The organism is Luxibacter massiliensis (genome assembly GCF_900604355.1).
In the GTDB taxonomy this organism is placed as follows: domain Bacteria; phylum Bacillota; class Clostridia; order Lachnospirales; family Lachnospiraceae; genus Luxibacter; species Luxibacter massiliensis.
In genome coordinates this window covers 273,409-294,746 of sequence record NZ_UWOE01000002.1, presented here as the reverse complement: position 1 = coordinate 294,746, position 21,338 = coordinate 273,409, and the positions used below count along the sequence as shown (strand labels likewise).

Annotated in this window: 21 protein-coding genes and 1 pseudogene; 4 read left to right on the top strand and 18 right to left on the bottom strand. The window is 43.4% G+C overall.

The genetic code is table 11. From position 1 onward, the window contains the following. The first annotated feature begins 24 nt into the window (after positions 1–24). A complete protein-coding gene (locus EFA47_RS19315) occupies positions 25–1,431 on the top strand; it encodes a sensor histidine kinase (protein WP_122644804.1) in 1,407 nt (468 codons plus the stop codon). 45 nt (positions 1,432–1,476) lie between these two features. On the opposite strand, the gene EFA47_RS20600 is transcribed toward EFA47_RS19315, so the two are convergent. The 8 genes and pseudogenes from EFA47_RS20600 to EFA47_RS19285 all read right to left on the bottom strand — a co-directional run bounded on the left by EFA47_RS20600 (position 1,477) and on the right by EFA47_RS19285 (position 7,206). Continuing rightward, the gene (locus tag EFA47_RS20600; RefSeq protein WP_164690076.1) at positions 1,477–1,569 is read right to left on the bottom strand and encodes a DUF4368 domain-containing protein; all 93 of its coding nucleotides are present in this window, start codon (positions 1,567–1,569) and stop codon (positions 1,477–1,479) included. 14 nt (positions 1,570–1,583) lie between these two features. Next, complete coding sequence (locus EFA47_RS19305) at positions 1,584–2,441, bottom strand: IS3 family transposase (protein WP_235853397.1); 858 nt, start codon at positions 2,439–2,441, stop codon at positions 1,584–1,586. A gap of 17 nt (positions 2,442–2,458) precedes the next feature. After that, on the bottom strand, positions 2,459–2,737 hold the full coding sequence (locus tag EFA47_RS20235) for a transposase (RefSeq protein ID WP_235853385.1): 279 nt from the start codon (positions 2,735–2,737) through the stop codon (positions 2,459–2,461). 85 nt (positions 2,738–2,822) lie between these two features. Continuing rightward, positions 2,823–3,533, bottom strand: a pseudogene (locus EFA47_RS19300) (replication initiation factor domain-containing protein); the annotation flags it as partial. A 384-nt stretch (positions 3,534–3,917) separates the two neighbouring features. Continuing rightward, a complete protein-coding gene (locus EFA47_RS19295; RefSeq protein ID WP_122644802.1) occupies positions 3,918–4,394 on the bottom strand; it encodes a hypothetical protein in 477 nt (158 codons plus the stop codon). Positions 4,395–4,444: 50 nt separating this feature from the next. Next, the gene (locus EFA47_RS19290) at positions 4,445–5,239 is read right to left on the bottom strand and encodes a CPBP family intramembrane glutamic endopeptidase (RefSeq protein WP_122644801.1); all 795 of its coding nucleotides are present in this window, start codon (positions 5,237–5,239) and stop codon (positions 4,445–4,447) included. 430 nt (positions 5,240–5,669) lie between these two features. Further along, positions 5,670–5,831, bottom strand: a complete 162-nt coding sequence (locus EFA47_RS20025; RefSeq protein ID WP_164690075.1) for a hypothetical protein — start codon at positions 5,829–5,831, stop codon at positions 5,670–5,672. A 193-nt stretch (positions 5,832–6,024) separates the two neighbouring features. Continuing rightward, positions 6,025–7,206 (bottom strand): substrate-binding domain-containing protein, encoded by a 1,182-nt coding sequence (locus EFA47_RS19285; RefSeq protein WP_122644800.1) that lies wholly within the window; start codon positions 7,204–7,206, stop codon positions 6,025–6,027. 364 nt (positions 7,207–7,570) lie between these two features. Here EFA47_RS19285 and EFA47_RS19280 point away from each other — a divergent pair, with 364 nt between their 5' ends. Both EFA47_RS19280 and EFA47_RS19275 read left to right on the top strand, forming a co-directional pair. Further along, a complete protein-coding gene (locus tag EFA47_RS19280; RefSeq protein ID WP_122644799.1) occupies positions 7,571–7,741 on the top strand; it encodes a DUF362 domain-containing protein in 171 nt (56 codons plus the stop codon). Positions 7,742–8,043: 302 nt separating this feature from the next. Then, the gene (locus tag EFA47_RS19275) at positions 8,044–8,832 is read left to right on the top strand and encodes a helix-turn-helix domain-containing protein (protein ID WP_122644798.1); all 789 of its coding nucleotides are present in this window, start codon (positions 8,044–8,046) and stop codon (positions 8,830–8,832) included. Positions 8,833–8,980: 148 nt separating this feature from the next. On the opposite strand, the gene dnaB is transcribed toward EFA47_RS19275, so the two are convergent. The 4 genes from dnaB to EFA47_RS19255 all read right to left on the bottom strand — a co-directional run bounded on the left by dnaB (position 8,981) and on the right by EFA47_RS19255 (position 14,314). Beyond that, complete coding sequence (dnaB, locus tag EFA47_RS19270) at positions 8,981–10,327, bottom strand: replicative DNA helicase (protein WP_122644797.1); 1,347 nt, start codon at positions 10,325–10,327, stop codon at positions 8,981–8,983. A gap of 12 nt (positions 10,328–10,339) precedes the next feature. Beyond that, the gene (rplI, locus tag EFA47_RS19265; RefSeq protein ID WP_122644796.1) at positions 10,340–10,789 is read right to left on the bottom strand and encodes a 50S ribosomal protein L9; all 450 of its coding nucleotides are present in this window, start codon (positions 10,787–10,789) and stop codon (positions 10,340–10,342) included. 1 nt (position 10,790) lies between these two features. Continuing rightward, the gene (locus EFA47_RS19260; RefSeq protein ID WP_122644874.1) at positions 10,791–12,836 is read right to left on the bottom strand and encodes a DHH family phosphoesterase; all 2,046 of its coding nucleotides are present in this window, start codon (positions 12,834–12,836) and stop codon (positions 10,791–10,793) included. Positions 12,837–13,069: 233 nt separating this feature from the next. Further along, positions 13,070–14,314: an AI-2E family transporter gene (locus tag EFA47_RS19255; RefSeq protein WP_122644873.1), complete on the bottom strand. Its 1,245-nt coding sequence runs from the start codon at positions 14,312–14,314 to the stop codon at positions 13,070–13,072. Positions 14,315–14,669: 355 nt separating this feature from the next. Here EFA47_RS19255 and EFA47_RS19250 point away from each other — a divergent pair, with 355 nt between their 5' ends. Beyond that, positions 14,670–14,873, top strand: a complete 204-nt coding sequence (locus tag EFA47_RS19250) for a cold-shock protein (protein WP_122644795.1) — start codon at positions 14,670–14,672, stop codon at positions 14,871–14,873. Positions 14,874–15,114: 241 nt separating this feature from the next. Here EFA47_RS19250 and EFA47_RS19245 read toward each other — a convergent pair whose 3' ends face one another. The 6 genes from EFA47_RS19245 to metK all read right to left on the bottom strand — a co-directional run bounded on the left by EFA47_RS19245 (position 15,115) and on the right by metK (position 21,235). Beyond that, the gene (locus EFA47_RS19245) at positions 15,115–15,888 is read right to left on the bottom strand and encodes a TrmH family RNA methyltransferase (protein ID WP_122644794.1); all 774 of its coding nucleotides are present in this window, start codon (positions 15,886–15,888) and stop codon (positions 15,115–15,117) included. Between the two features lie 127 nt (positions 15,889–16,015). Further along, positions 16,016–16,672, bottom strand: a complete 657-nt coding sequence (locus EFA47_RS19240; protein ID WP_122644793.1) for a potassium channel family protein — start codon at positions 16,670–16,672, stop codon at positions 16,016–16,018. Between the two features lie 79 nt (positions 16,673–16,751). Next, the gene (locus EFA47_RS19235; RefSeq protein WP_122644792.1) at positions 16,752–18,131 is read right to left on the bottom strand and encodes a TrkH family potassium uptake protein; all 1,380 of its coding nucleotides are present in this window, start codon (positions 18,129–18,131) and stop codon (positions 16,752–16,754) included. Between the two features lie 5 nt (positions 18,132–18,136). Beyond that, the gene (locus tag EFA47_RS19230) at positions 18,137–18,829 is read right to left on the bottom strand and encodes a response regulator transcription factor (RefSeq protein WP_122644791.1); all 693 of its coding nucleotides are present in this window, start codon (positions 18,827–18,829) and stop codon (positions 18,137–18,139) included. Further along, the gene (locus EFA47_RS19225) at positions 18,822–19,877 is read right to left on the bottom strand and encodes a sensor histidine kinase (protein ID WP_122644790.1); all 1,056 of its coding nucleotides are present in this window, start codon (positions 19,875–19,877) and stop codon (positions 18,822–18,824) included. The genes EFA47_RS19230 and EFA47_RS19225 overlap by 8 nt, the downstream gene beginning before the upstream one ends. 170 nt (positions 19,878–20,047) lie before the next feature. Then, positions 20,048–21,235: a methionine adenosyltransferase gene (gene metK, locus EFA47_RS19220; protein ID WP_122644872.1), complete on the bottom strand. Its 1,188-nt coding sequence runs from the start codon at positions 21,233–21,235 to the stop codon at positions 20,048–20,050. Positions 21,236–21,338 lie beyond the last annotated feature (103 nt).

The following is a 21,338-nucleotide window of genomic DNA, read 5'->3' as shown; positions in this document are numbered from 1 at the left end:
TTTTCATCTATAAGGAAGTGCGGCATGAAGAGTACTCTGTACTTAAAATTTATTATAATATATATAATTTTCGGATTTCTCAGTTTTTTTACTGTTGGGATCTTATCCAGCCAGCTCATACTGAACCGGCTGGAAAAAAGTGATTCTCAAAACCTGTACAAAGAGGCCAATCTGATTGCCACCGATTATCTTCCCTCTTATTTTCTCGGGGAGGCTTCATCCTGGGCAGTCCATTCCCAGTTAAGCGCCATGAACTTATACTTAAATTCATCCCTCTGGTTTGTAGAATCTAACGGTACATTGATTACTTCCGCCAATCTGGACGGCACAAAGGCTCCCGAGGCCATTCAGGAGTTTGACCCTGCTGAGATTGGCAGCAACCAATTTATTATTGGGAACTATCATGGATATTTTGAGGAGGACATGATAACAGTCATGGCGCCTGTAACCCAAGGGTTCTATACCAAAGGATACCTCCTCATCCATAAACCGCTCTCCTACATTGAAGAAATATGTACGCAGATGCTGTTCCCCGTATATATCACTGTGGCTGTAATATACGTCCTGTCTTTTGCCATACTGTTAGGTTTCCATTTCTTTATATACCGTCCGCTGCGGCAAATCACTGAAGCCGCCACCCAGTACGCTTCGGGAAACTTAACCTATGAAATCCCTGTCTATACCCATGATGAGATGGGGTATCTGTCTGCGTCCTTAAATTATATGTCCTCCCAGTTAAAAGATATGGAAGAATACCAGAAAAAAATTGTAGCTAATGTCTCCCATGATTTCCGCTCTCCTCTCACATCTATCCGGGGGTATGTCCAGGCAATGGCAGATGGTACCATCCCTCCTGAACTGCATGGAAAGTATTTGGATATTATTTTATTTGAAACCGAGAGGCTGACTGACCTTACAAAGGATTTACTGACTCTGAATGAATTTGATACAAAAGAACTGCTTCTGGATAAAACCCAGTTCGATATTCAGGAGATGCTGAAAATAACCGCCGCCTCCTTTGAAGGCGTCTGCACAAGCAGGCGGGTTTCCATTGAACTTCTTCTCGTGGCTGACCAGGTATTTGTCTCTGCAGACAAAAGAAAAATCCAGCAGGTTCTTTATAATCTGCTGGACAATGCCGTGAAATTTAGTGAAAATGAATCTTCAGTGGTCGTAGAAGTAACTGAACGTGGAGAGAAAATATTTATTTCTATCAAAGATTCAGGAATTGGAATTCCCCGCAAAGAACTGAACAAAATCTGGGAGCGTTTTTATAAATCAGACCTGTCACGCGGCAAAGATAAAAAGGGCACTGGCCTGGGCCTTGCAATCGTCAAGGAAGCCCTGGCTGCCCATGATGAACATATAAATGTCATCAGCACGGAAGGAGTCGGAACAGAGTTTATCTTCTCCCTCACCCGTGCTTCCTAGCTGCTCAAATCTGTTTCCCTTAGTTAAAAATATTACTCTGTTTTATTACTCAATCTTTCCGATAAAGCGGTAGTATATCTCGACTTCCTGTAGTCGTTCGCCGTTCTCGTCTATCTCTGGTGCAAATACATTGGGCACAAAAAGTTGAAAGGCTATGCAGATTTTTTTAATTCTTCATCCTCCTTTTGCTGTGGTGTCATATAGCCAATGGCACTATGAATTCTTTTGCGGTTATACCAACCCTCTATGTACTCAAAGATTGCTCTCCGAGCCTCTTTGATATCTTGATATGTGTGGAGATAGACCTCTTCCTTTTTCAATACAGAATGGAAAGATTCTATGCAGGCATTGTCATAGGGATTCCCTTTACGGCTGAATGAATGACGTATCCCCTGACTGTGCAGGTAACTCTCAAATACCTGGCTCGTGTACTGACTTCCCAAATCACTATGGAGGAGGATTCCATGCGTATTCCTGACATTCAGGCAGGCATTTTTTACTGCCTCCACTGCCAGTTCAGCTGTCATGGTTGTCCCATAGGCATATCCGATAATCTTTCGGCTGCACAAGTCCATCACGGAAGCCAGATATGTCCAGCCTTCTTCCTGCACATGGATGCAGGTAATATCCGTACACCATTTCTGATAAATGGTTTCCGCTTCAAAATCACGCCCCAGAATATTTGCCTTATCATCAGGAACAACTCCGTGGTTTGCCTGGTGGTTATACTTTTTTACCACCACAGACCTCAGTCCCTGTTTGGCCATATGTCTCTGGACACGCTTTACACTACAGGGTATTCCGTTGCCATTGAGGATACGACATATTTTAACAGCGCCATACCTCTGTTTTGAATCATCATAAACCTGTTTCACCTCATGGCTGAATTTCTTATATTCCTCCTGCCTGTTTGAGGGTACACGAACCAAAGCTTTGTAATAGGTGCTTCTTGGAAACTTCAAGGCGCTGCAAACCTGTGACACCGTGTAACCTTTAAGGTTATGCTGGATGAAAGAAACAATCTCAGCTATTGTTCTTTTGCGAATATGGCGGTCGCTTTTTTTAATATTTCATTCTCGATTTTAAGGCGCTGGATTTCTTTTTGAAGAGCCTTATACTCCTTGAGAGTGACGGTTTGTTCCTCTGAGATTTTGATTGGTGATAATTGCTTTACCCAAGTGCTGAGAGTACTTTTACTTACGCCATATTCACGTTCCAGTTGAGGATAGGAGGTTCCTCCGGCATTGTAAAGATCGACGATCTGCTGCTTGAATTCCGGAGTATAAGATTTTTGATTTTTCGCCATATTGAACATCTCCTTTGCTCTTTCTTTTAGTAGTATAGGTTGTTCAACTTTTTTTGTCTACACTTATATACTAACACCACTTTGCCTTTTCATAAATGCAGAAATACAGCTCGCTTTGTGTTGAACCGATATACATTGTATTGCCTGTGCTTTCGGGCATATCATCACCGTTCTTGTCCGTTCCGTCATATCGCTTTTGTTTGCGAAAGTAGGAGATACATTCCCCACGCTGGTACTTCTCTATGAGCATGGGAATATCCAGCACACCGACCCTGTCATTTATCGCAAGGTCAAGGCGCTTCATCGCGCCGTCAGAAGTCAGGCAATCCATCATCAAATCAAACCAGCTCCTTTGCTGTGCCAGCAGGTAGGCTTCCATTTGCCTGCACCCTTTTCCTTTCAGTTCCAGCAGGACACCCAATGACAGGTTAGAAGATACCAGAACGGTAATATTGCCTAAAATATATTGTTCTTCGTAGCCGTAACGTCCGTATTCTTCATGGAGCATGTGTCGGGGATTGATATGCAGAATATCTTTAATCACTGTCAACGGCTCTGTGGTAGGGAAACGGACACGGAAATAATCAATCAGTATGAACATAGGCTCTAATGGATTTAATCGTTCCAACTGCTTTTGTATCTCTGCTTTCAGTTCTTCGCTTGCATTTGTCTGTCCGTTTTCAATGCGGTTATAGTATTCACGACTGATACCACAGGCAACAGCAAGCCTTTTTTGTGTAATTCCGTATTCTTCACGCTTTGTCTTTAGTTCTTCTGTAAAAGTTTTATCGTTCATTAAATCATTCCTTTCTGTTTCATTGCATGAAAAAAGACAGCCGATATAAAATCAACTGCCTTATAACATCAGTATTCAGCTTTTAATCGCAGATGTTAACTGACCCCTGCTGAGTTAACACTACTTCAAAATGCGGTTTCGCCTTATAAATACAGCGTTTTCCGCTTGCTAACGTCTATTGTTTCTTGTCTTTTATGCCCCCCTTGTTAGATAACGGGGGCTTATAAGGCTCGCTAACGCTCGCCCAACCGCCAAAGTGAACCAGCCACAGCGACGGAAGTTTGGGGACTTCCGCCACCGTGTCTGGATCACTCTGTCGGTTTGCAACCTTTAAACTTATCTTTGTATAAACTGGGATTTACATGACTGATATTTTTAATGTTATTAACTTTTTCTTAGCATTTGGTCTGTGAAAAAAATTATGGTGTAAATAAAAACAATTACACCTATTGAGAGTGGGAGTGTAACTTCTAGAAAATGAGAATAAATTGTACTACAAAATCTGTCTAATGGTGTTAGAAATATTGCCATTCCAATAGAGAAAATCATGCCAATTATAGATAACACCAAGCTTCTCTTATCTTTGAAATACGAAACAATATATTTATAGAATTGTAAAGCACAAATCCACATTGAAAATACAATTATGGAATGAGAAATCCTTTCTATTAGTTTTCCTTGTAGTACAAAAGAAAATAATATTACAAAAATCACCATTGTAATAATTGGAACAACTACTGTAATTATTGACACTATCTTAGCAATTTTTCTTGATTTTTCTTCAACTGCTTTCTTTTTTTCATATATTGCACAAACAGCAAAATAAAAGCACACAAACACGGTTAATGCAATACAAACCATACAATCATCCTTTCTACAAATTCTAATTTCTTAGTTCCATGAACTGAGATTTATAAATTTCTGTTCCTTTTCTTTTTTGCCATTACGAATCCAATCATTAAAATCAAATTCATAAACAGTACAACTATGCTACCTTCAATCTTACAGTTGCCACCAGACAGAATTGGATTTCCACTAATTACCATGTTAAATAAATGCGGATAATCTTCTGCCAGCGATACTCCGCCCAAAATAATTGCACCAACACCATTCCATAAAAAATGGATTACAATCGGAGCAATTAAGGATTCCGTGTATTCCAAAACCGCCGTCACGAAAAGGCTCATTGTTATAACATTTAGAACAGGAAGTATTCCCCCCTCAAAAGCGCCACCATGCGCAAATGTAAATAATCCGGTAGATACAATAACAGCTACAACTGTATTGTAATTATTTTTTATCATCTGATACAAGTAACCACGAACTAACATTTCCTGCATAACGGTATTGATAAAAGCCGAAAACAACCATAACCAAAGTACAGAAATTTGATTACTGCCATCAATATGTATGACTCCTATTAAAGATAGTATCCCAACAGATACTCCTAACCAAATAGGTCCTGTGATACACCCCAGTACAATATTATAAACAGGTTTTTCAGTCAGATGTAATCGTATCTTTCTTTTATCTATTAACCAGAAAATAATTGTAAAACCAATAACTGATAATAATGGAATCAATTCTGCCCAAAATCTCCAGACTACCGCACTTTTTGTATCTGGTATATGTATAATTGAAGCACATATAGCCCAGCCTACAAAAAAGATAATCGTTTTTAATGATACCAATACTAATTTCTTCATGTAATATACTCCTCGTCAATTCTAATTTTCTTAGTTCTATAAATTTTCTGTTCACAGTTTTTTTATCTATATCATATCATTTTCTAATACTTGCAACAATACCAGCAACCTTAAATTTACTGTTTTTCTGCCTTTGAAAAGTTACTTATCTGCCTATGATTTGTAAAGGGTGCTAAAGCATTGCTCACGCAACAAGCCCTTGACAAACCATATCCCGATAAGTTTAGAGTAATCAAGCAGAAATGAAATAGTCTGTTGTTTCAAGACAACAAAAAAGAGATACCAGCACATTTATGTAGTATCTCTAACTTAATAGTATTATTCTTTTATTCGCAAGCAGATAAACATGAGTTATTCTTTAATATCCTTTTGTTTGGGAATCGTCAGAAAGCTTCCCTGGAATCAAAGACTGCGCAGGCAGCATAAATTTTTAGAGTATTATATATATCAGCAGCAGTATAAGGCTGACGGCCATAAAGGGTTTCTGTATCTTATCCCCAATGGCATTCAGCTTTGGGTTGGATGTCCAAAACAGCACCAAATAAATACAAGAGCAAATTAATGCAATTATTAACACAATATTCTTTATCATCCTTCTCTCTCCTTGTAGATTATTATAATACCAGTCTCAGGAGTATATCTGATACGTACCCTATCCACTCTGCCTACACCGCGAATAGGCACATCCCAATCCCCGTATAGAACAAGACCCTTCTGTGATATAAAGCCAGGCCCTTATTTTCCTGTCCCACACCACTGAAGGATCCATATATTGCCAGAGCCACCTATTCATATAACATATTCTGAATAGACTCTTCCTCCATATTCTCCTGCGTCACCCAAATAAATCCGGTGTTTACCTCCGCTTCGTTCCCACTCTGTAAAATAGTGCGGGCCGCTGCCACCACAGAGGCATACCCTATGCCAAAAGGATTCTGCACCACAAGGCCTTTGATCTCTCCATTCTTAAGCGCCTCCATCTGTTCCTTACCAGCATCAAACCCCATCAAAATGACATCCTCATCCTCTGCCTGCTTTAGTGCCGATAAAGCAAGCTGAGTAGCTGTTATATTCGTGCCGAAGCATCCTTTAATATCAGTATGCTTTTCCAGATAATATTCTATGACGTCTTCATCTGTCAGGCTCTCAGGAGTTATCTCTTCTCCGGCCTTGCTGCCGCCTTTCTCAGTCTCCTCCCGGGCCTCATTTTTTTCCTTGGCTATTTCCTTTTTCATTTCCTCCATCCTATCCAGGTATATGGTCTCCACCACAGCCACCTCAGGATGGTTGTTCTGTATCTCATTCTGAAAGCTTTCTTCCCGCTCTTTGCCAGAGGCAGACTTAGAATCATGGACAAGCAGAAGAATGCCGCCCTTATCTTCTATCTCATCACAGAGCTTATAGGCCCCTGTTCTGGCCGCATCTGCATTATCCGTTTTAATCGTGCACTGGATTCCCTGATAAGAATTACCGGAATCTAAGGCAATAATCGGGATGCCATTCTCTGTGGCCAGGTCGAACTGCACAGTACACGCATCCGCGTCAATGCTTGCAATGCCAATTGCATCCGGATACCTGGCAAGCTCCTCATCCAGTATATTTACCTGCTCATCAATGTCCTCTACTTCTCCCGGCGCATTATATGTCACCTTAATCTTGTCTTCTCCGCTGTACCCTAGAGCCTCATTCAAATCTGCCGCCGCCTGCTCCACGCCCTTTCTAATTGCCTTCCAGTAAGCCGAGCTTTCATCTTTACCTATAATTGATATATAAGAACCTGGCTCCAGCTCCAGTCCCTGCACATTATTATATGCTGACGGGGATATGGCATTCAAATTATCCTGATATGGCGGTTCCTCTGTTGTATCCCCCGTAAAAGTCGGCTTCTCTTCCTTCTGGCCGCACCCGCAGACCAGTAACATAATACATAAAGCTGCCGATACGATGATTGTCCACTTTTTCTTCATACCTAATGCCTCCATAATCTGTCACTATACCCTCCAGACTACCACTTATATACTATACACCAATCCTGTTAAAAAAAAAGGAATTTTTTCTTAATTTTTCATATTTTTTTATTAACAGCCCTTTCGCCATTACTTTTATTTCTCAAGGCATACTTTAATAAACCCGTACGGCCACGCCCCCGTTTAAGTGAAACCAATCAATCCCGGGCGCGCCTTAAAACTTATTTCACCGCCATCTGCCACTGTTATATTGTATCTGATTTAAAGCATAAAACAGCTTGTATATTTGTTCTTTTTGTATTAAAATAAGCCTAGTGACAGATATGGATATATCGTTACATATTATTTAAAGGAGGATACTACTATGGCACATGTAATTAGTGATGAATGTGTAAGCTGTGGTTCTTGCGAGGGTGAATGCCCAGTAGACGCTATCTCAGAAGGTGATGGCAAATACGTAATCGATGCTGGTGCATGCGTTGATTGTGGTGCATGCGAAGCTGCCTGTCCTACAGGTGCTATTTCAGCCGAATAATTTTAATGTATAAACCGCAAAGTGATCACACGCCAGAAATACCGCTGTTACAGGCGGTATTTTTTGGTTTATATACAGATGTGCCCCCGAATATCCTGACAGAATTTGACGAACGGTTTATACCTTGTTCTTGCCCGTCCTATGGTATAATAACACAGAGCAGAGAGTCAAAGATCCCGATGCAGGCATCGGGGTATTAGACCCTCGCGGCAGTCGACAAATGAACATGTACACATGTCCGCTTGTCTCGTTGCTCGCGGGAATAAAAAGAAATCATTTTCTTAAGGAGGTATAAGTATCATATGGGTGAAGTCAGGTTTATGATTTCTGAGGCCGCCAAGCAGGTTAAGGTCGAATCCCATGTACTGCGTTACTGGGAAGAAGAACTTAATCTGGAAATCGGGCGTACAGAAATGGGGCATCGATATTATACCAAGGACGATATACAACTTTTCCGCTGTATTAAGAAACTAAAAGATGAAGGGATGCTTCTAAAGGATTTAAAGCCTTTAATCCCAGAATTAAAACAGACACGGCTAAAACTCCAAGGCAGCACGATCCCGGACCTAAAGGCCGTAAAAGAGCGTGAAGGCAACAAAGCCGGGGCAAATTTTACCAGCATTAAAACGTCTGCTGCACCTTCCGGCCCACTTCAGAACCAAGACCCATCCCCCACTTTACAGCCTTCTGTTTCAGATATATCCAAGGCCGCATCCACGGCTGACGCCCCCTCCCCCACAAAGAAGGCGGAATCTACTTCTAAGCTGCCCTCCGCTGCGGACAAGCCTTCTGCACTAAGTGTTACAGAAGCAGATGTAGTCCCTATTACTCAGCTGGAGCAAGTTCGCAGCCTTATTGGGGATGTATTAACTGAAGTTGTGGCAACTAACAATGAGACATTGAAAAAGGATATCACAAAAGCAGTTACAAAAGACGTCATCCGGGAGATGGATTTTCTTTTCCAGGCAAAAGAGCGCCAGGAGGAAGAACATTTCCGCAAGCTGGACTGCCTGATTCGGCAGCAGCAGGCAAACCGCCGGGAGGCCGCTAAGGAAAACCCCATTGGAAAGCTCAAAAAGCTTCTTACATAATTTATTGTATCTATCTAAATTGGCAAGGCCTACATTAGCCTTTTCCGGACTCAAAAAAGCCTCATATGGACCGCTCCCAGAGAGTGCCCTTATGAGGCTTTCTATATTTCAAAAATCCATATTTCTGAAGTTTCATAGGACTGCTTTTTTAATCCTGCTGCCTTAACTCATTTCCAAAACGTGTATACTGTGGGATCCATGCCAGCCGCACGGTCCCTACAGGGCCGTTCCTCTGCTTGGCGATGATAATCTCCGCTATCCCTTTATCCTCTGTATCTGGAATATAATAATCCTCCCTGTAAATAAACATGCACACATCCGCATCCTGCTCAATGGCCCCTGACTCACGCAAATCAGAAAGCATAGGCCGTTTATCTGTCCTCTGCTCCACCGCACGGCTTAACTGTGAAAGAGCAATGACCGGGACATTCAGCTCTCTTGCCAGGCCCTTTAAAGACCGGGAGATCTCTGAAATCTCCTGCTGCCGGCTTTCATTGCTCCGTCCCCCGCTTCCGCTCATGAGCTGAAGATAATCGATTATGATTAAATCCAGTCCCAGCTCCAATTTATATTTCCTACATTTGGAACGCATCTCTGCAATAGAAATGCCAGAAGTATCATCTATTACAAGGCGTGACTTTCCAATCCTCCCAGCCCCTTCTATTAATTTTTCCCAGTCTGTGTCTTTTAAATTTCCTGTACGCAGAAGCTGTGCATCCACATGTGACTCCAAAGAAAAAAGACGGTTTACCAGCTGCTCTTTAGACATCTCAAGACTGAAAATAGCCACGGCCCGGTTTTGCCTGAAAGCGGCATGCTGCGCAATATTTAACACAAAGGCTGTCTTTCCCATTGAAGGCCTTGCTGCAATCAAAATCAAATCTGAACGCTGCAGGCCTGACAGTTTATAATCTAAATCAATAAACCCTGTAGGTATGCCGGTGACACTTCCCGTTGTTTTAGACGCCCTCTCAATTACATCCAGAGCATTAAGTACCACTTGTTTTATAGGGGTATACTCCTGCACATTCCCCCGCTCTACCAGCTCAAATACTCCTTTTTCTGCCTTATCGAGGACATCGGCAAGAGGCTGGTTCTCCAAATAACAAGTATTGGCCACCTCCTCCGCCACTTTAATCAGCCGGCGCAAGGTTGATTTTTCCTGCACGATCTCTGCGTAATATTTAACATTCGCCGAAGTCTGCACACTGGCCACAAGTTCTCTGGCAAACTCCATGCTGCTGATCTCCGGCGGTACATTCTTTTCTTTTAGATGTTCCTGGAGCGTAATCAGATCCACAGGCTTCCCGGCCTGGAACAACTCTACTATGGAATCAAAAAGTATGCCATAGGCGGCCTGGTAAAAATCTTCTCCTGTGATAATCTCAGATGCGGCTATAATTGCATCTTTATTCATCAACATGGCTCCGACAACTGCCTGTTCCGCCTCCGTACTGTGAGGCATAATTCTCTTAATTGCTGCTTCCATCTCCATAAAGAAGTCCCCTTATGCCTCCTCTTCTACAACTACCTTAAGTTCAGCAGTAACCTCCGGATGCAGCTTTATTGGAACAGGGTGCGTGCCAAGCATCTTGATTGTCTCTTTGAGCTGTATCTTTTTCTTGTCTATCTCCAGTCCCATCTGCTCTTTCACTGCCGCTGCAATTTCCTTGCTGGATACAGACCCGAAGGTCCTTCCGCCCTCTCCAACCTTGATAGCAAGCTTCACATTGCCGCCTGCCAGCTTGCCTGCCAGCTCTTTTGCAGCCTCTAAATTCTCCTGTGCGATCTTTTCTTCTCTCTGCCTTTGGAGCTTTAAGTCATTCATATTCTTATTGTTGGCTTCCACACCTAATTTCTTGGGCAGAATAAAATTCCTTGCATATCCATCATTTACATTTACAATCTCTCCCTTTTTACCGAGAGCCTTTACATCCTGCAATAAAATCACTTTCACTTTAAATATCTCCTTCCTCAATCATCTGGTCTATTGTATCTTTCAAATCCTGTATTGCCTTCCAAATATTCGTATGGTCAAACTGTGCCCCTGCAGAATTAATATGGCCTCCGCCTCCAAGCCTCTCTGCAATGATCTGCACATTTACTTCATCAATAGAACGGGCGCTTAAATAAATCCGCCCCTCATATACTGTAAGCACAAAAGAAGCCTTGATACCGCTGATGTCCAGCAGTTCATTGGCCGCCTGGGCTGCCAGTACAGTAGGACTTTCAATATCTCCCGGACACTGTGCTATGGCGTATTCTTCCCTGTATACCTCTGCCATGCGCACCGCCTCAGCCTTGGCTCGGTAAGATTCCATATCGTCACGGAACATTTTGCGCACACGGGTAATATCTGCTCCGCATCTTCTCAAAAATGCAGCTGCCTCAAAGGTCCTGACTCCTGTCCGGTTCATAAAGTTCCGTGTATCGATCATAATACCTGCATAAAGGCAATCCGCCTCCACTGACGGAAACCTGATATCATCCACAATATACTGCAGTACCTCAGCAACCATCTCGCTTGTAGAGGAGGAGTATGGTTCTATGTAGGAAAGCACGGCATTATCTATCACATGGCTTCCCTGACGGTGATGATCAAGTACTGCAATTGTCTTGGAACGCTTCAACAGGCCCGGACATTCTGTCATTTGAGGTTTGTTTGTATCCACCACCACGACCATTGTATTATCAGTCACATTTTCAAGGGCCTGCTCCGGGGTAAGGAAAATATCCTTTCCATATGCCGGACTTTCCGCAATCTCATCAAATAGCGGACGCATAGATGTTGTTACTTCATTTATAACAACATGGGCCTTTTTCTCCAGCTCCACGGCGGCCCGGTAGATCCCCATACATGCGCCGAATGAATCCGCATCTGCCAGTTTATGCCCCATGACGAAAACCTGGTCCTTGGACACAATAAATTCCCTGAGGGCCTCTGCTTTTACACGTGCCTTCACCCGGGTATTCTTGGCCGTCTGCTCCTTCTTGCCCCCAAAGTATGTGATTCCTTTACTATCCTTGATAACGGCCTGGTCTCCCCCCCGGGCGAGGGCCAGATCGATGGCAATGCGGGCATAATTGTAGCTCTGGGCATAGGTAGAGGCATTTAACCCAAGTCCAATGCTCAATGTGGCACAGCGGGCATTCCCAATATTTACCTGCTTTACTTCCTCCAGAAGCGAGAACTTATCGCCCTCAAATTTATGGTAGCTTTCCTTTTTGATCGCCACAAAATACTTGTCCTTCTCCAGCTTCTTGACAATACCATCTACATCACTGATATATTTGTTAATCTTACGGTCAACAAGAGCAACTAGAAGAGACTGACGTACCTCCTCCACGCTCTCCATGACTTCATCATAATTGTCAATGTAAATTAGCCCGGCAATCAGCCTTTGCTCCTCATTGGCACGTATATATGCGTTAAGTTCTGTCACGTCCTTCATATATACAGCTATGAAATATTCTTTCTCACGGGGAATCTGCAGAAGTTTCTCTGCCTCACTAAACCCCTCCACTGAAACCCGCCTAAGTTCTGCCTGGTAATCCCGCTCCTTATAGGTCACCTCCAGTTCGACATTCCCCATATCCTCCCTGGGATATACTCCGGTATTTAACTCCGGTATTAGTTTATACAAATACTGCTCCCTTTTTTTGCCCTCAATCCTTTCTGCAAAGCTGTCATTCCTCCAAAGGATCCGTCCATCCTCCAGTATAATGACATAGGGGACGGCCAGCTCCTTGAGCAAGGTATTCTGTATTCCTTTATATTGTGTAGAAAACTGGATCAGATCAGCTAAAATCAGAGAACGGTTATAAAAATACAGCATTCCCACTATCACCAGATAGACAACTACAAATACGGACATCATAAGGCCCGCCTTTTTGTCTACCATATACATCCAGATATTCATGGCAGCTAACAGTACCGTCATAATCAGCGGCCACTGCATATACATTCTCAACTGCCCTTTTAAACGCATATTCCTTTTTTTCATGCCCTTTTTCCTCATAAACCTTTTATCTTCTTTCCCACGGCAGTCCCGCCAGCGCAAACATATACTGCCTCACTCACTTTTAGCCAGACAACCCGGATAGGCTCTTGGCCATGCCTGCCACTATACCCGGGCCATATGCCATGCCGCAATATTCCCAAACCCATATGGATCAAAAATCCAGCGGACGTAATGGCTTATGAATACCATATTTTAGTATACCACTTTTTTGCATATTATTCTACTTTTGTTTTCACGCTGCCCTGAGCGCTGCCAGGCCGCTGCTTTTTCCCCGCATCTCCATTCCTGTCCATTAGTTCGCCAGAGCTGTTGTCCACGGCAAGTCCCTTTTTAGCAAGCTGTCCATATACATTTTCCCGGAAGAGTGTATAAACAACGGATACTATCGGGATGAATACCAGCATGCCTACGATCCCCATTAAACTGCCCCCAATACTGACAGCCGCTAAAACCCATATGGAAGGAAGGCCCACGGAACCACCTACCACCCTCGGGTAAATCAGGTTCCCCTCTACCTGCTGGAGCACCAGGAACATAACTACAAAAATAAGGGCTTTCATGGGGGCTACCATCAGGATCAGGAACGCCCCTACCACACATCCGATAAAAGCGCCGAATATAGGGATTAAAGCTGTAAATGCAATCAATACTCCTACCAGCAGTGCATATGGAATCCTAAAAATTGTCATAACGACTACAAACATCGTCCCCAGAATCACTGCTTCCACACACTGCCCTGTAAGAAAGCTGGAGAAAGTCTTATAAGTAAGTGAGCAGATATCCAGTGTCTTTTTTACATGCTCCCTTTTCATATACGCATACATAATCTTTCTTATCTGGATATCCAGCCTTTCCTTCTGAAGAAGAATATAACACGCAAATACAAAAGCAATGACAAATGTAGTCATGCCGCTCACAATGCTTTTGGCCACTGTAAAGGTAGAACCCAGAACGCTGCCCGCCCCGTTTTTAAAGAAAGCCACGATTCCGTTAAACAGCTTTTCCCAGTCAATACTGATCCCTTCAATCCATGTAACAATTTCCCTGTTATTTATAAAAAGCTCTTCCGCCCATCCCTGTGCCTTTGGCACAAAACTTTGTATATTCTTCCCAAGGGACATAAATGTGCTCCCCAGCTTCGGCACAACCACAAAAATGACCACGGATATCACGCCAAGCACAAACAGGATTGTAAGAATCAGGCTCAGCGGCCGCGCCAGTTTCCCGGCCCACTTTTTTCCAGAAAGCTGTTTATTATAAAATAGTTTCCCTTCCAGAAAATGCATAGGAACATTTAAAATAAAAGCAATTGCCCCGCCCAAAAGAAAAGGATAGGTGATACCCAGCAAGAACCCTACAAATTCCAGCACAACAGTATATTTCCATAGGACAATCAATATAATAATTGTAAATAAAATTAACCCCCTGATCTTCCGCAGATTTTCTTTATTCAGATCCATAACAATCCCACTTTCTTTCATGTATTATCCAAATTGTAACCAGTTATCCCACATTCTAACATATTCTTTTCGTTTCGGCTACTCAAAGTTATCCTCTCCCCGCCAATCAGTACAGGGATTAACACAGGATCGGACTATAATTACCTGATTGAACATTAGCATTTCAATAAGTATAGAATGCACGCTTTTCATGGTTGACATCTTTAAACTAAAATGCTATACTATAACAGTATTTTCATAGGATTTAGATTTCACATATTTTTGTAAGTCATTATGTTCCATTGATAATGCTTTACAAAAATATGTGATTTTTTATTTTCCCAGATTTACAATTTAATTTAAGGAGGTATCTTTCATGAACAAAGGTACAGTAAAATGGTTTAACGCACAAAAAGGATTTGGTTTCATCACAAACAGTGATAACGGGGAAGATGTATTTGTACATTTTTCAGGTATTGCTTCTGACGGCTACAAGAGCCTGGACGAAGGGCAGGAAGTTGTTTTTGACATTATAGAGGGAAACCGTGGGCCTCAGGCTACCAATGTAACGACTGCATAATTTGTGTCCACAGCTTAACCAGTTCTCCGGGGCATCCGCCCTTAACAGACTGAATATACTCCCCAACCCCTAAAGGCAGAAATCTGGCCTTTAGGGGTTGGGGCATATTTTTTTGTTTTCCTATGGGCAAACAAGGATATATATAGAACTGCTGCAAAATGTAAGATTCAACGCAGACTGGTATTTAGCCTCCCGGCCGAGCCAGTTTTTTGTATGAATATTCATTTTGCAGCAGTTCTTTTTATCTGCGCTGCCTGCTGGCCTCAAACATCAGTATGGCTGCAGCTACGGCCGCATTCAAAGACTCGGCCTGCCCGGCCATGGGGATCTGAACCCATGTATCCGCACATGCGGCAATCTCCTTGTGCAGTCCATTTCCCTCATTACCGATTAAAAAGGCGGTTCCACGGAGAAAATCTTCCTTATCATATACATTCCGGCCATCCAGATGGGCCGCATATACATGAACCCCTCTTTCCTTCAATGCAGCAATGCCCTCTTTGAGATCATCCATGTACAAAAATGGCATACGGTAGATGGCCCCCATCGTGGAGCGTATTGTTTTTGGATTGTATATATCCACACAGTCCCGGCCCATGAGGATCCCCGTAGCCCCCGCCGCCTCTGCAGTCCTGAATATGGTTCCCAGGTTGCCCGGATCCTGCAGGTTATCTAACACCAATATATGAGGCGCAGGGACATCCAGCATATCAGAAAGGGTATATTCTGCCTGCCTGACAACGGCCAGTATCCCCTGGGGAGTCCTGGTATCTGACACATACGCAAAAACAGTATCTGTCAACATTTCCGGCTGAAATTGTTCTTGGGCAAGCTGGTTCTTATATTTCCTGAAGTACGTTTCTGACACATAAAGCTCCTCTATCCTGTCTCTTGGCGCCTCCTTTACCATCCGGCTGCCCTCTGCCAGGAACACCCTTTTTAAGTTTCTTACCTTTGCTTTTTTCTGAAGCTTCAAAAGCTCCTTCACCTTTTGGTTACTTGTACTGCTAATCATACCTTTCACACCACTGCTTTCTTAAATCCTCCGCCATTCCTACTTTTAAAGCTATAGGGTTTTCTGTGCTTCTTCAACTAATCCTGTAAAATATAAAAATAATCTGCCAGGCTTTTGTGCATGACTTCTATTTATTTTTCATCAAAAAATGGGACAATACTGCATTAGATGCAATCACAATAATAATGCACTCTTCTGTCAGGGGCTGGCACGGATCAATATTAACATTTACTTCCCCATGCTGCATAACCCCTACTACATTTATGCCGTAACGCTCACGGACTCTCAATTCGGCAAGGCTTTGCCCAACCCATTTTTCAGGAATAGCGGTTTCTGCAAGGCTATACTCCGATGACAGTTCAATCCAGTCAGCAAATGTGGCCGAAACAAGATTTTTGGCCACCCGGCTCCCCATATCTCGTTCAGGGTACACTACACTGTCCGCCCCCACTTTTTCCAATACTGTCCCCTGAAGCTCATCCCTGGCTTTTACCAATACATAGGGAATGCCAATTTCTTTTGCCGTGATAGTCGCAATAATGCTTGCCTCCAGGCTGTCCGATACAGCAACCACCGCGCCGTCCAGATTCCTGCCTCCCAGCGAAAGCAGTGCGTCAGGGTCTGATACATCAGCCCTAAGTGCATATGTGACTGAATCAGATATTTCCTGAACCTTTTCATAGGACTTATCTACAGCTACCACATCGCAGCCCAGGCTTTCCAGGGTGAGGGCCACACTCCTCCCAAAGCTGCCCAGGCCGAACACTGCATATTGTTTTCTCATATCCCGCACCTATTCTCCGTAAGACAAACATTCTGTATCTGCTTACTTTCCCTTTCTCTAAATTATAAATTTACAGCCTTTATCCAAGCATAATTCTCTTTTCCGGCAGGTCCCTCAGCTGTGCGGCCGTATTGGCCCTGCCTGCAAAAACAAGGGCCATGGTGACAGGGCCAATCCTTCCCGCATACATCAAAACCATGAGCACCGCCTGGCTGCCCCGGCAAAGCTTAGGCGTAAGGTCAGGGGTCAGGCCTACTGTGCCAAGGGCAGAAGTAACCTCATACATTATGTCAAGAAAATCTGTACCAGGCTCCAACACAGTAATCATGACAACGCCTGCCAGCCAAAACATAAAGGTAAGGCAGATAATGGCAATACCGGACCGGACAGTAGAAACCGCAATCCTCCTGCCAAAACATTCTGTATCCCTCTTCCCTTTGATTACACCTACGCAAGTTAAAAGCAGCATGGCTACTGTAGTCGTCTTAACACCTCCCGCAGTACCTGCAGGGGAACCTCCCACAAACATCAATATACATCCCACAAGTTTCGAACCCGCTGTCAGGCCAGACTGTGAAACTGTTGCAAACCCTGCCGTTCTTACGGTGACAGACTGGAACCCTGAAGCCAACATCTTTTCCCCTAGATTCAAGTTTCCCATTGTGGCTGGATTTCGGTACTCCAGCACTAAAAAGGCTAAAAATCCTGTAAATAAAAGAACGGCCGTCATACACAATACAATCTTTGTATGCAGACTCAGCCTTGTTACCATCCTTCTGGCAGGTTGTTTTTCTTTCATTACGCACTTTATATTTTTATATACATCATACCAGACTGTGAACCCCAACCCCCCTGCAACAATCAAAAACATCGTGGTAAAGTTGATGACAGGGGATGTCACATACTCCATATAACTGCTGCCTCCTAAAATATCGATCCCCGCATTACAGAAGGAAGATACCGCGTGAAAAATACTGTAACACACTCCTTTTAAAAACCCCATTTCCGGGACAAACTTAAAAGTATAGAAAAAGGCGCCAACCCCCTCTACTATAAAGGTTCCCCACAATATTCTCCTTATAAACTGTACTAAACCTGTCAATGTGTCCAGGTTATACGTCTGCTGAATAGTCACACGTTCTTTTACTGTGATTCTTTTTTTAATTACAAGAAAAAAGGCAACCATGCAGGCAATAACACCTAAGCCGCCTATTTGTATTAATACCAGCAGCCCTCCCTTTCCTATAGCCGTAAATTGGGCAGCCGGCGTTATTGTCACCAAACCTGTCACACATACGGCCGATACTGCCGTAAACAGGGCATCCACAAAGGCGATAGGCCTCTGGTTGCTGATGGGGAGCCACAGAAATATGGCCCCAGCCAAAATCACAGCCAGAAAACCCAGAGCTATTTTCTGCATGGTGTTCAAGGTAATCTTTCTATAATTTAAACTTTTCATAGTTGTTATACCTTAAACCGATAGCCTACCCCCCAAATTGTTTCTATATATTGTGGATGGGAGGTATCATATTCAATCTTCTCACGGATTTTTTTAATATGCACAGTCACAGTGGCTATATCACCGATTGATTCCATATCCCAGATTTCCTGGAACAGTTCCTCCTTAGTATATACATGGTTCGGATGGCCGGCAAGAAAAGTAAGCAGGTCAAATTCTTTGGTCGTAAAAGACCTTTCCTCCCCATTGACCCAGACACGCCTCGCCGTTGTATCAATCTTCAGTCCTCTGATCTCAATAATTTCATTTTCCTCTACATTGCTCCCTATCAGCCGTTCATAGCGCGCCAAGTGGGCCTTCACCCTGGCCACAAGCTCGCTGGGACTAAAAGGCTTTGTCATATAATCATCAGCCCCAAGGCCAAGGCCTCTTATTTTATCTATGTCATCCTTCTTTGCAGACACCATAATAATGGGTGTATTCTTCTGATCCCTTACCTGCCGGCAAATTTCAAATCCGTCCACGCCAGGAAGCATGAGATCCAGAATAATCAGGTCATAGTCCTCATTCAGGGCCTTTTCTCTTCCTTCCTCACCATCATTTGCCACAGCCACCTCAAAGTCACTCAGCTCCAGATAATCCTTCTCCAGGTCAGCAATACTTTCTTCATCCTCAATAATTAATATTTTCTTACTCATCCACGGGTACCTCCTGATATTTTCTAATTACAAAATACATAGTTGTTCCAACTCCATCCTCACTGGTTGCCCAAATTTTCCCACCGTGCTCTTCTACGATTTTCTTTACGATAGAAAGTCCTATGCCGCTTCCACCCTTTGAAGAGTTACGGGAGGCATCAGTCCGGTAAAACCGGTCAAATATATAAGGCAGGTCTTTTGGCACAATCCCCTTACCATTGTCTCCAAGTTCTACCTGAATAAAATCGCCCACATCCTTTAAATTCATTGTAATCTTCCCTTTTGGCTTGTCCATATATTTCAGGGAATTAGTTACAATATTGTTGATAACACGCCGGAGCTGCTCAGGATCCACAATGACCCTGGAATCAGTCTCCACATAATTGCGGTACCTGAATTCCACGCCCTTTGCCTCAAGCTCCAAAGACAGATCTTCCGCACAATCACCAAAATACTGCTTTGCAGAAATTGTGGTAAAATTATAGGGTATGCGGTTTGTATCAATTTTAGAATATAAAGTCAGCTCATTGATAAGCAGATCCATCTCATTAGCCTTATTGTATATTGTTTTAATATATCTGTCCATCTTTTCCGGAGTATCTGCCACGCCATCCATGATACCTTCCACATATCCTTTAATTGCAGTTATCGGAGTCTTTAAATCATGGGATATATTGCTGATTAATTCTTTGCTTTCCCTGTCATAGGCAATCTTTTCCTCGGCATTGGCTTTCAGCCGCAGGCGCATGGCCTCAAAATCCCTGCAAAGCTGGCCAATCTCATCATCTGTCTCGCTTTTAATCTCAAAATCCAGGTTCCCCTCTTTAATATTGCGGGCCGCAATCTGCAGGCGGGCGAGGGGCAGTGACACGGTTCTGTAAATCCAGTAAATCAAAAGAGCCGCTGTAAAAAACACCACCAGTAAGTAGAGCTGCTGGATTTCACCCACCGCCCTGGGGGCAAAAGTGTACATGGCCACAGTTGTAAAAATTGTAGGCAGTATCATGACTGTCATAAAGGCAATAATCAATTTTGTTTTCAGCTTCATATATCTACTCCCTGTAGGAGCGTGCTGGAAAGGGGGTTGCAAAGGGGTCTGTCCCCTTTGCAAAAGGGACTGTCCCTTTTGCGCTCCGTTTTCTGAATTTTCTGACAAAAGGCAGGCACCTCACAGTGCCTGCCTTCCATTTTATCAACGCACCTGATACTGTATATATATTACAGATATTTCTTCAATGCGTCAACTTTATCTAACTTTTCCCATGGTAAATTTATATCCACGCGCCCAAAGTGCCCGTAAGCCGCGGTTTGTTTATAGATCGGACGGCGCAGGTCCAACATTTTTATAATTCCTGCGGGGCGCAGGTCAAAATTATCGCGGATAATACCTACCAGCTTATCCTCAGAAACTGCCCCTGTTCCAAATGTATCAACCATGATAGATGTAGGCTGTGCTACGCCTATGGCATATGAAAGCTGAATCTCACATTTTTTGGCCAGTCCTGCCGCCACAATATTCTTAGCCGCATAACGTGCTGCATAGGCCGCTGAGCGGTCCACTTTTGTACAGTCTTTTCCTGAAAATGCGCCGCCTCCATGGCGTGCCATTCCTCCGTAAGTATCAACAATAATTTTCCTTCCTGTAACACCGCTGTCCCCATGGGGCCCGCCTATAACGAAACGGCCCGTGGGATTAATGAAAAATTTAGTATCCTGGTCTACCATCTCTGCAGGAATGATCTCATCGAATACATATTTCTTAATATCTGTATGAATCTGTTCTTGTACCACATCTGGGTCATGCTGGGTAGAGAGCACGACTGCCTCAAGCCTTTTGGGCACGCCATTTTCATCATACTCTACTGTGACCTGTGTCTTACCATCAGGACGCAGATAAGGAAGCGTCCCATTCTTTCTGACATCAGTCAGCCGCCTCGACAGCTTATGTGCCATTGCAATGGGGTATGGCATAAACTCTTCTGTCTCGTCTGAAGCATATCCAAACATCATGCCCTGATCTCCTGCGCCAATTGCTTCTATCTCATCATCTGACATCTTGTTTTCCTTTGCCTCCAGGGCCTTGTCTACCCCCAGGGCAATATCTGCAGATTGTTCGTCAATTGCAGTGATAACCCCACATGTATCTGCATCAAAACCAAATTTGCCTCTCGTATATCCGATTTCGCGCACAGTGTCACGTACAATCTTCTGGATATCCACATAGGCATTTGTTGTAATTTCACCCATAACCATGACCAATCCTGTGGTCGTGCAGGTTTCACATGCCACACGGCTCATTGGATCCTCTGCCAGCAGCGCGTCCAAAACTGCATCTGAGATCTGGTCGCACATCTTATCCGGGTGTCCTTCTGTCACTGATTCTGAAGTAAATAATAATTTTTCCATATGTCCTCTCCTTTGTGAATTGGCAGGACTGCGTATTATAGACACAGTCCAAATCAGCTCTTTCTCTCCGGGGCTTTTTATCTGTAAAATAACAAACAGCCCA

Coding starts and splice junctions, on each gene's coding strand:
- metK (WP_122644872.1), bottom strand. CDS start 21,235: ATGGAAAAATTATTATTTACTTCAGAATCAGTGACAGAAGGACACCCG.
- EFA47_RS19260 (WP_122644874.1), bottom strand. CDS start 12,836: ATGAAAAAAAGGAATATGCGTTTAAAAGGGCAGTTGAGAATGTATATG.
- EFA47_RS19275 (WP_122644798.1), top strand. CDS start 8,044: ATGGGTGAAGTCAGGTTTATGATTTCTGAGGCCGCCAAGCAGGTTAAG.
- EFA47_RS19290 (WP_122644801.1), bottom strand. CDS start 5,239: ATGAAGAAATTAGTATTGGTATCATTAAAAACGATTATCTTTTTTGTA.
- dnaB (WP_122644797.1), bottom strand. CDS start 10,327: ATGGAGATGGAAGCAGCAATTAAGAGAATTATGCCTCACAGTACGGAG.
- EFA47_RS19230 (WP_122644791.1), bottom strand. CDS start 18,829: ATGAGTAAGAAAATATTAATTATTGAGGATGAAGAAAGTATTGCTGAC.
- EFA47_RS19225 (WP_122644790.1), bottom strand. CDS start 19,877: ATGAAGCTGAAAACAAAATTGATTATTGCCTTTATGACAGTCATGATA.
- EFA47_RS20235 (WP_235853385.1), bottom strand. CDS start 2,737: ATGGCGAAAAATCAAAAATCTTATACTCCGGAATTCAAGCAGCAGATC.
- EFA47_RS19255 (WP_122644873.1), bottom strand. CDS start 14,314: ATGGATCTGAATAAAGAAAATCTGCGGAAGATCAGGGGGTTAATTTTA.
- EFA47_RS19245 (WP_122644794.1), bottom strand. CDS start 15,888: ATGATTAGCAGTACAAGTAACCAAAAGGTGAAGGAGCTTTTGAAGCTT.
- EFA47_RS19235 (WP_122644792.1), bottom strand. CDS start 18,131: ATGAAAAGTTTAAATTATAGAAAGATTACCTTGAACACCATGCAGAAA.
- EFA47_RS19295 (WP_122644802.1), bottom strand. CDS start 4,394: ATGGTTTGTATTGCATTAACCGTGTTTGTGTGCTTTTATTTTGCTGTT.
- EFA47_RS20025 (WP_164690075.1), bottom strand. CDS start 5,831: ATGATAAAGAATATTGTGTTAATAATTGCATTAATTTGCTCTTGTATT.
- EFA47_RS19285 (WP_122644800.1), bottom strand. CDS start 7,206: ATGAAGAAAAAGTGGACAATCATCGTATCGGCAGCTTTATGTATTATG.
- EFA47_RS19240 (WP_122644793.1), bottom strand. CDS start 16,672: ATGAGAAAACAATATGCAGTGTTCGGCCTGGGCAGCTTTGGGAGGAGT.
- EFA47_RS19280 (WP_122644799.1), top strand. CDS start 7,571: ATGGCACATGTAATTAGTGATGAATGTGTAAGCTGTGGTTCTTGCGAG.
- EFA47_RS19250 (WP_122644795.1), top strand. CDS start 14,670: ATGAACAAAGGTACAGTAAAATGGTTTAACGCACAAAAAGGATTTGGT.
- EFA47_RS19315 (WP_122644804.1), top strand. CDS start 25: ATGAAGAGTACTCTGTACTTAAAATTTATTATAATATATATAATTTTC.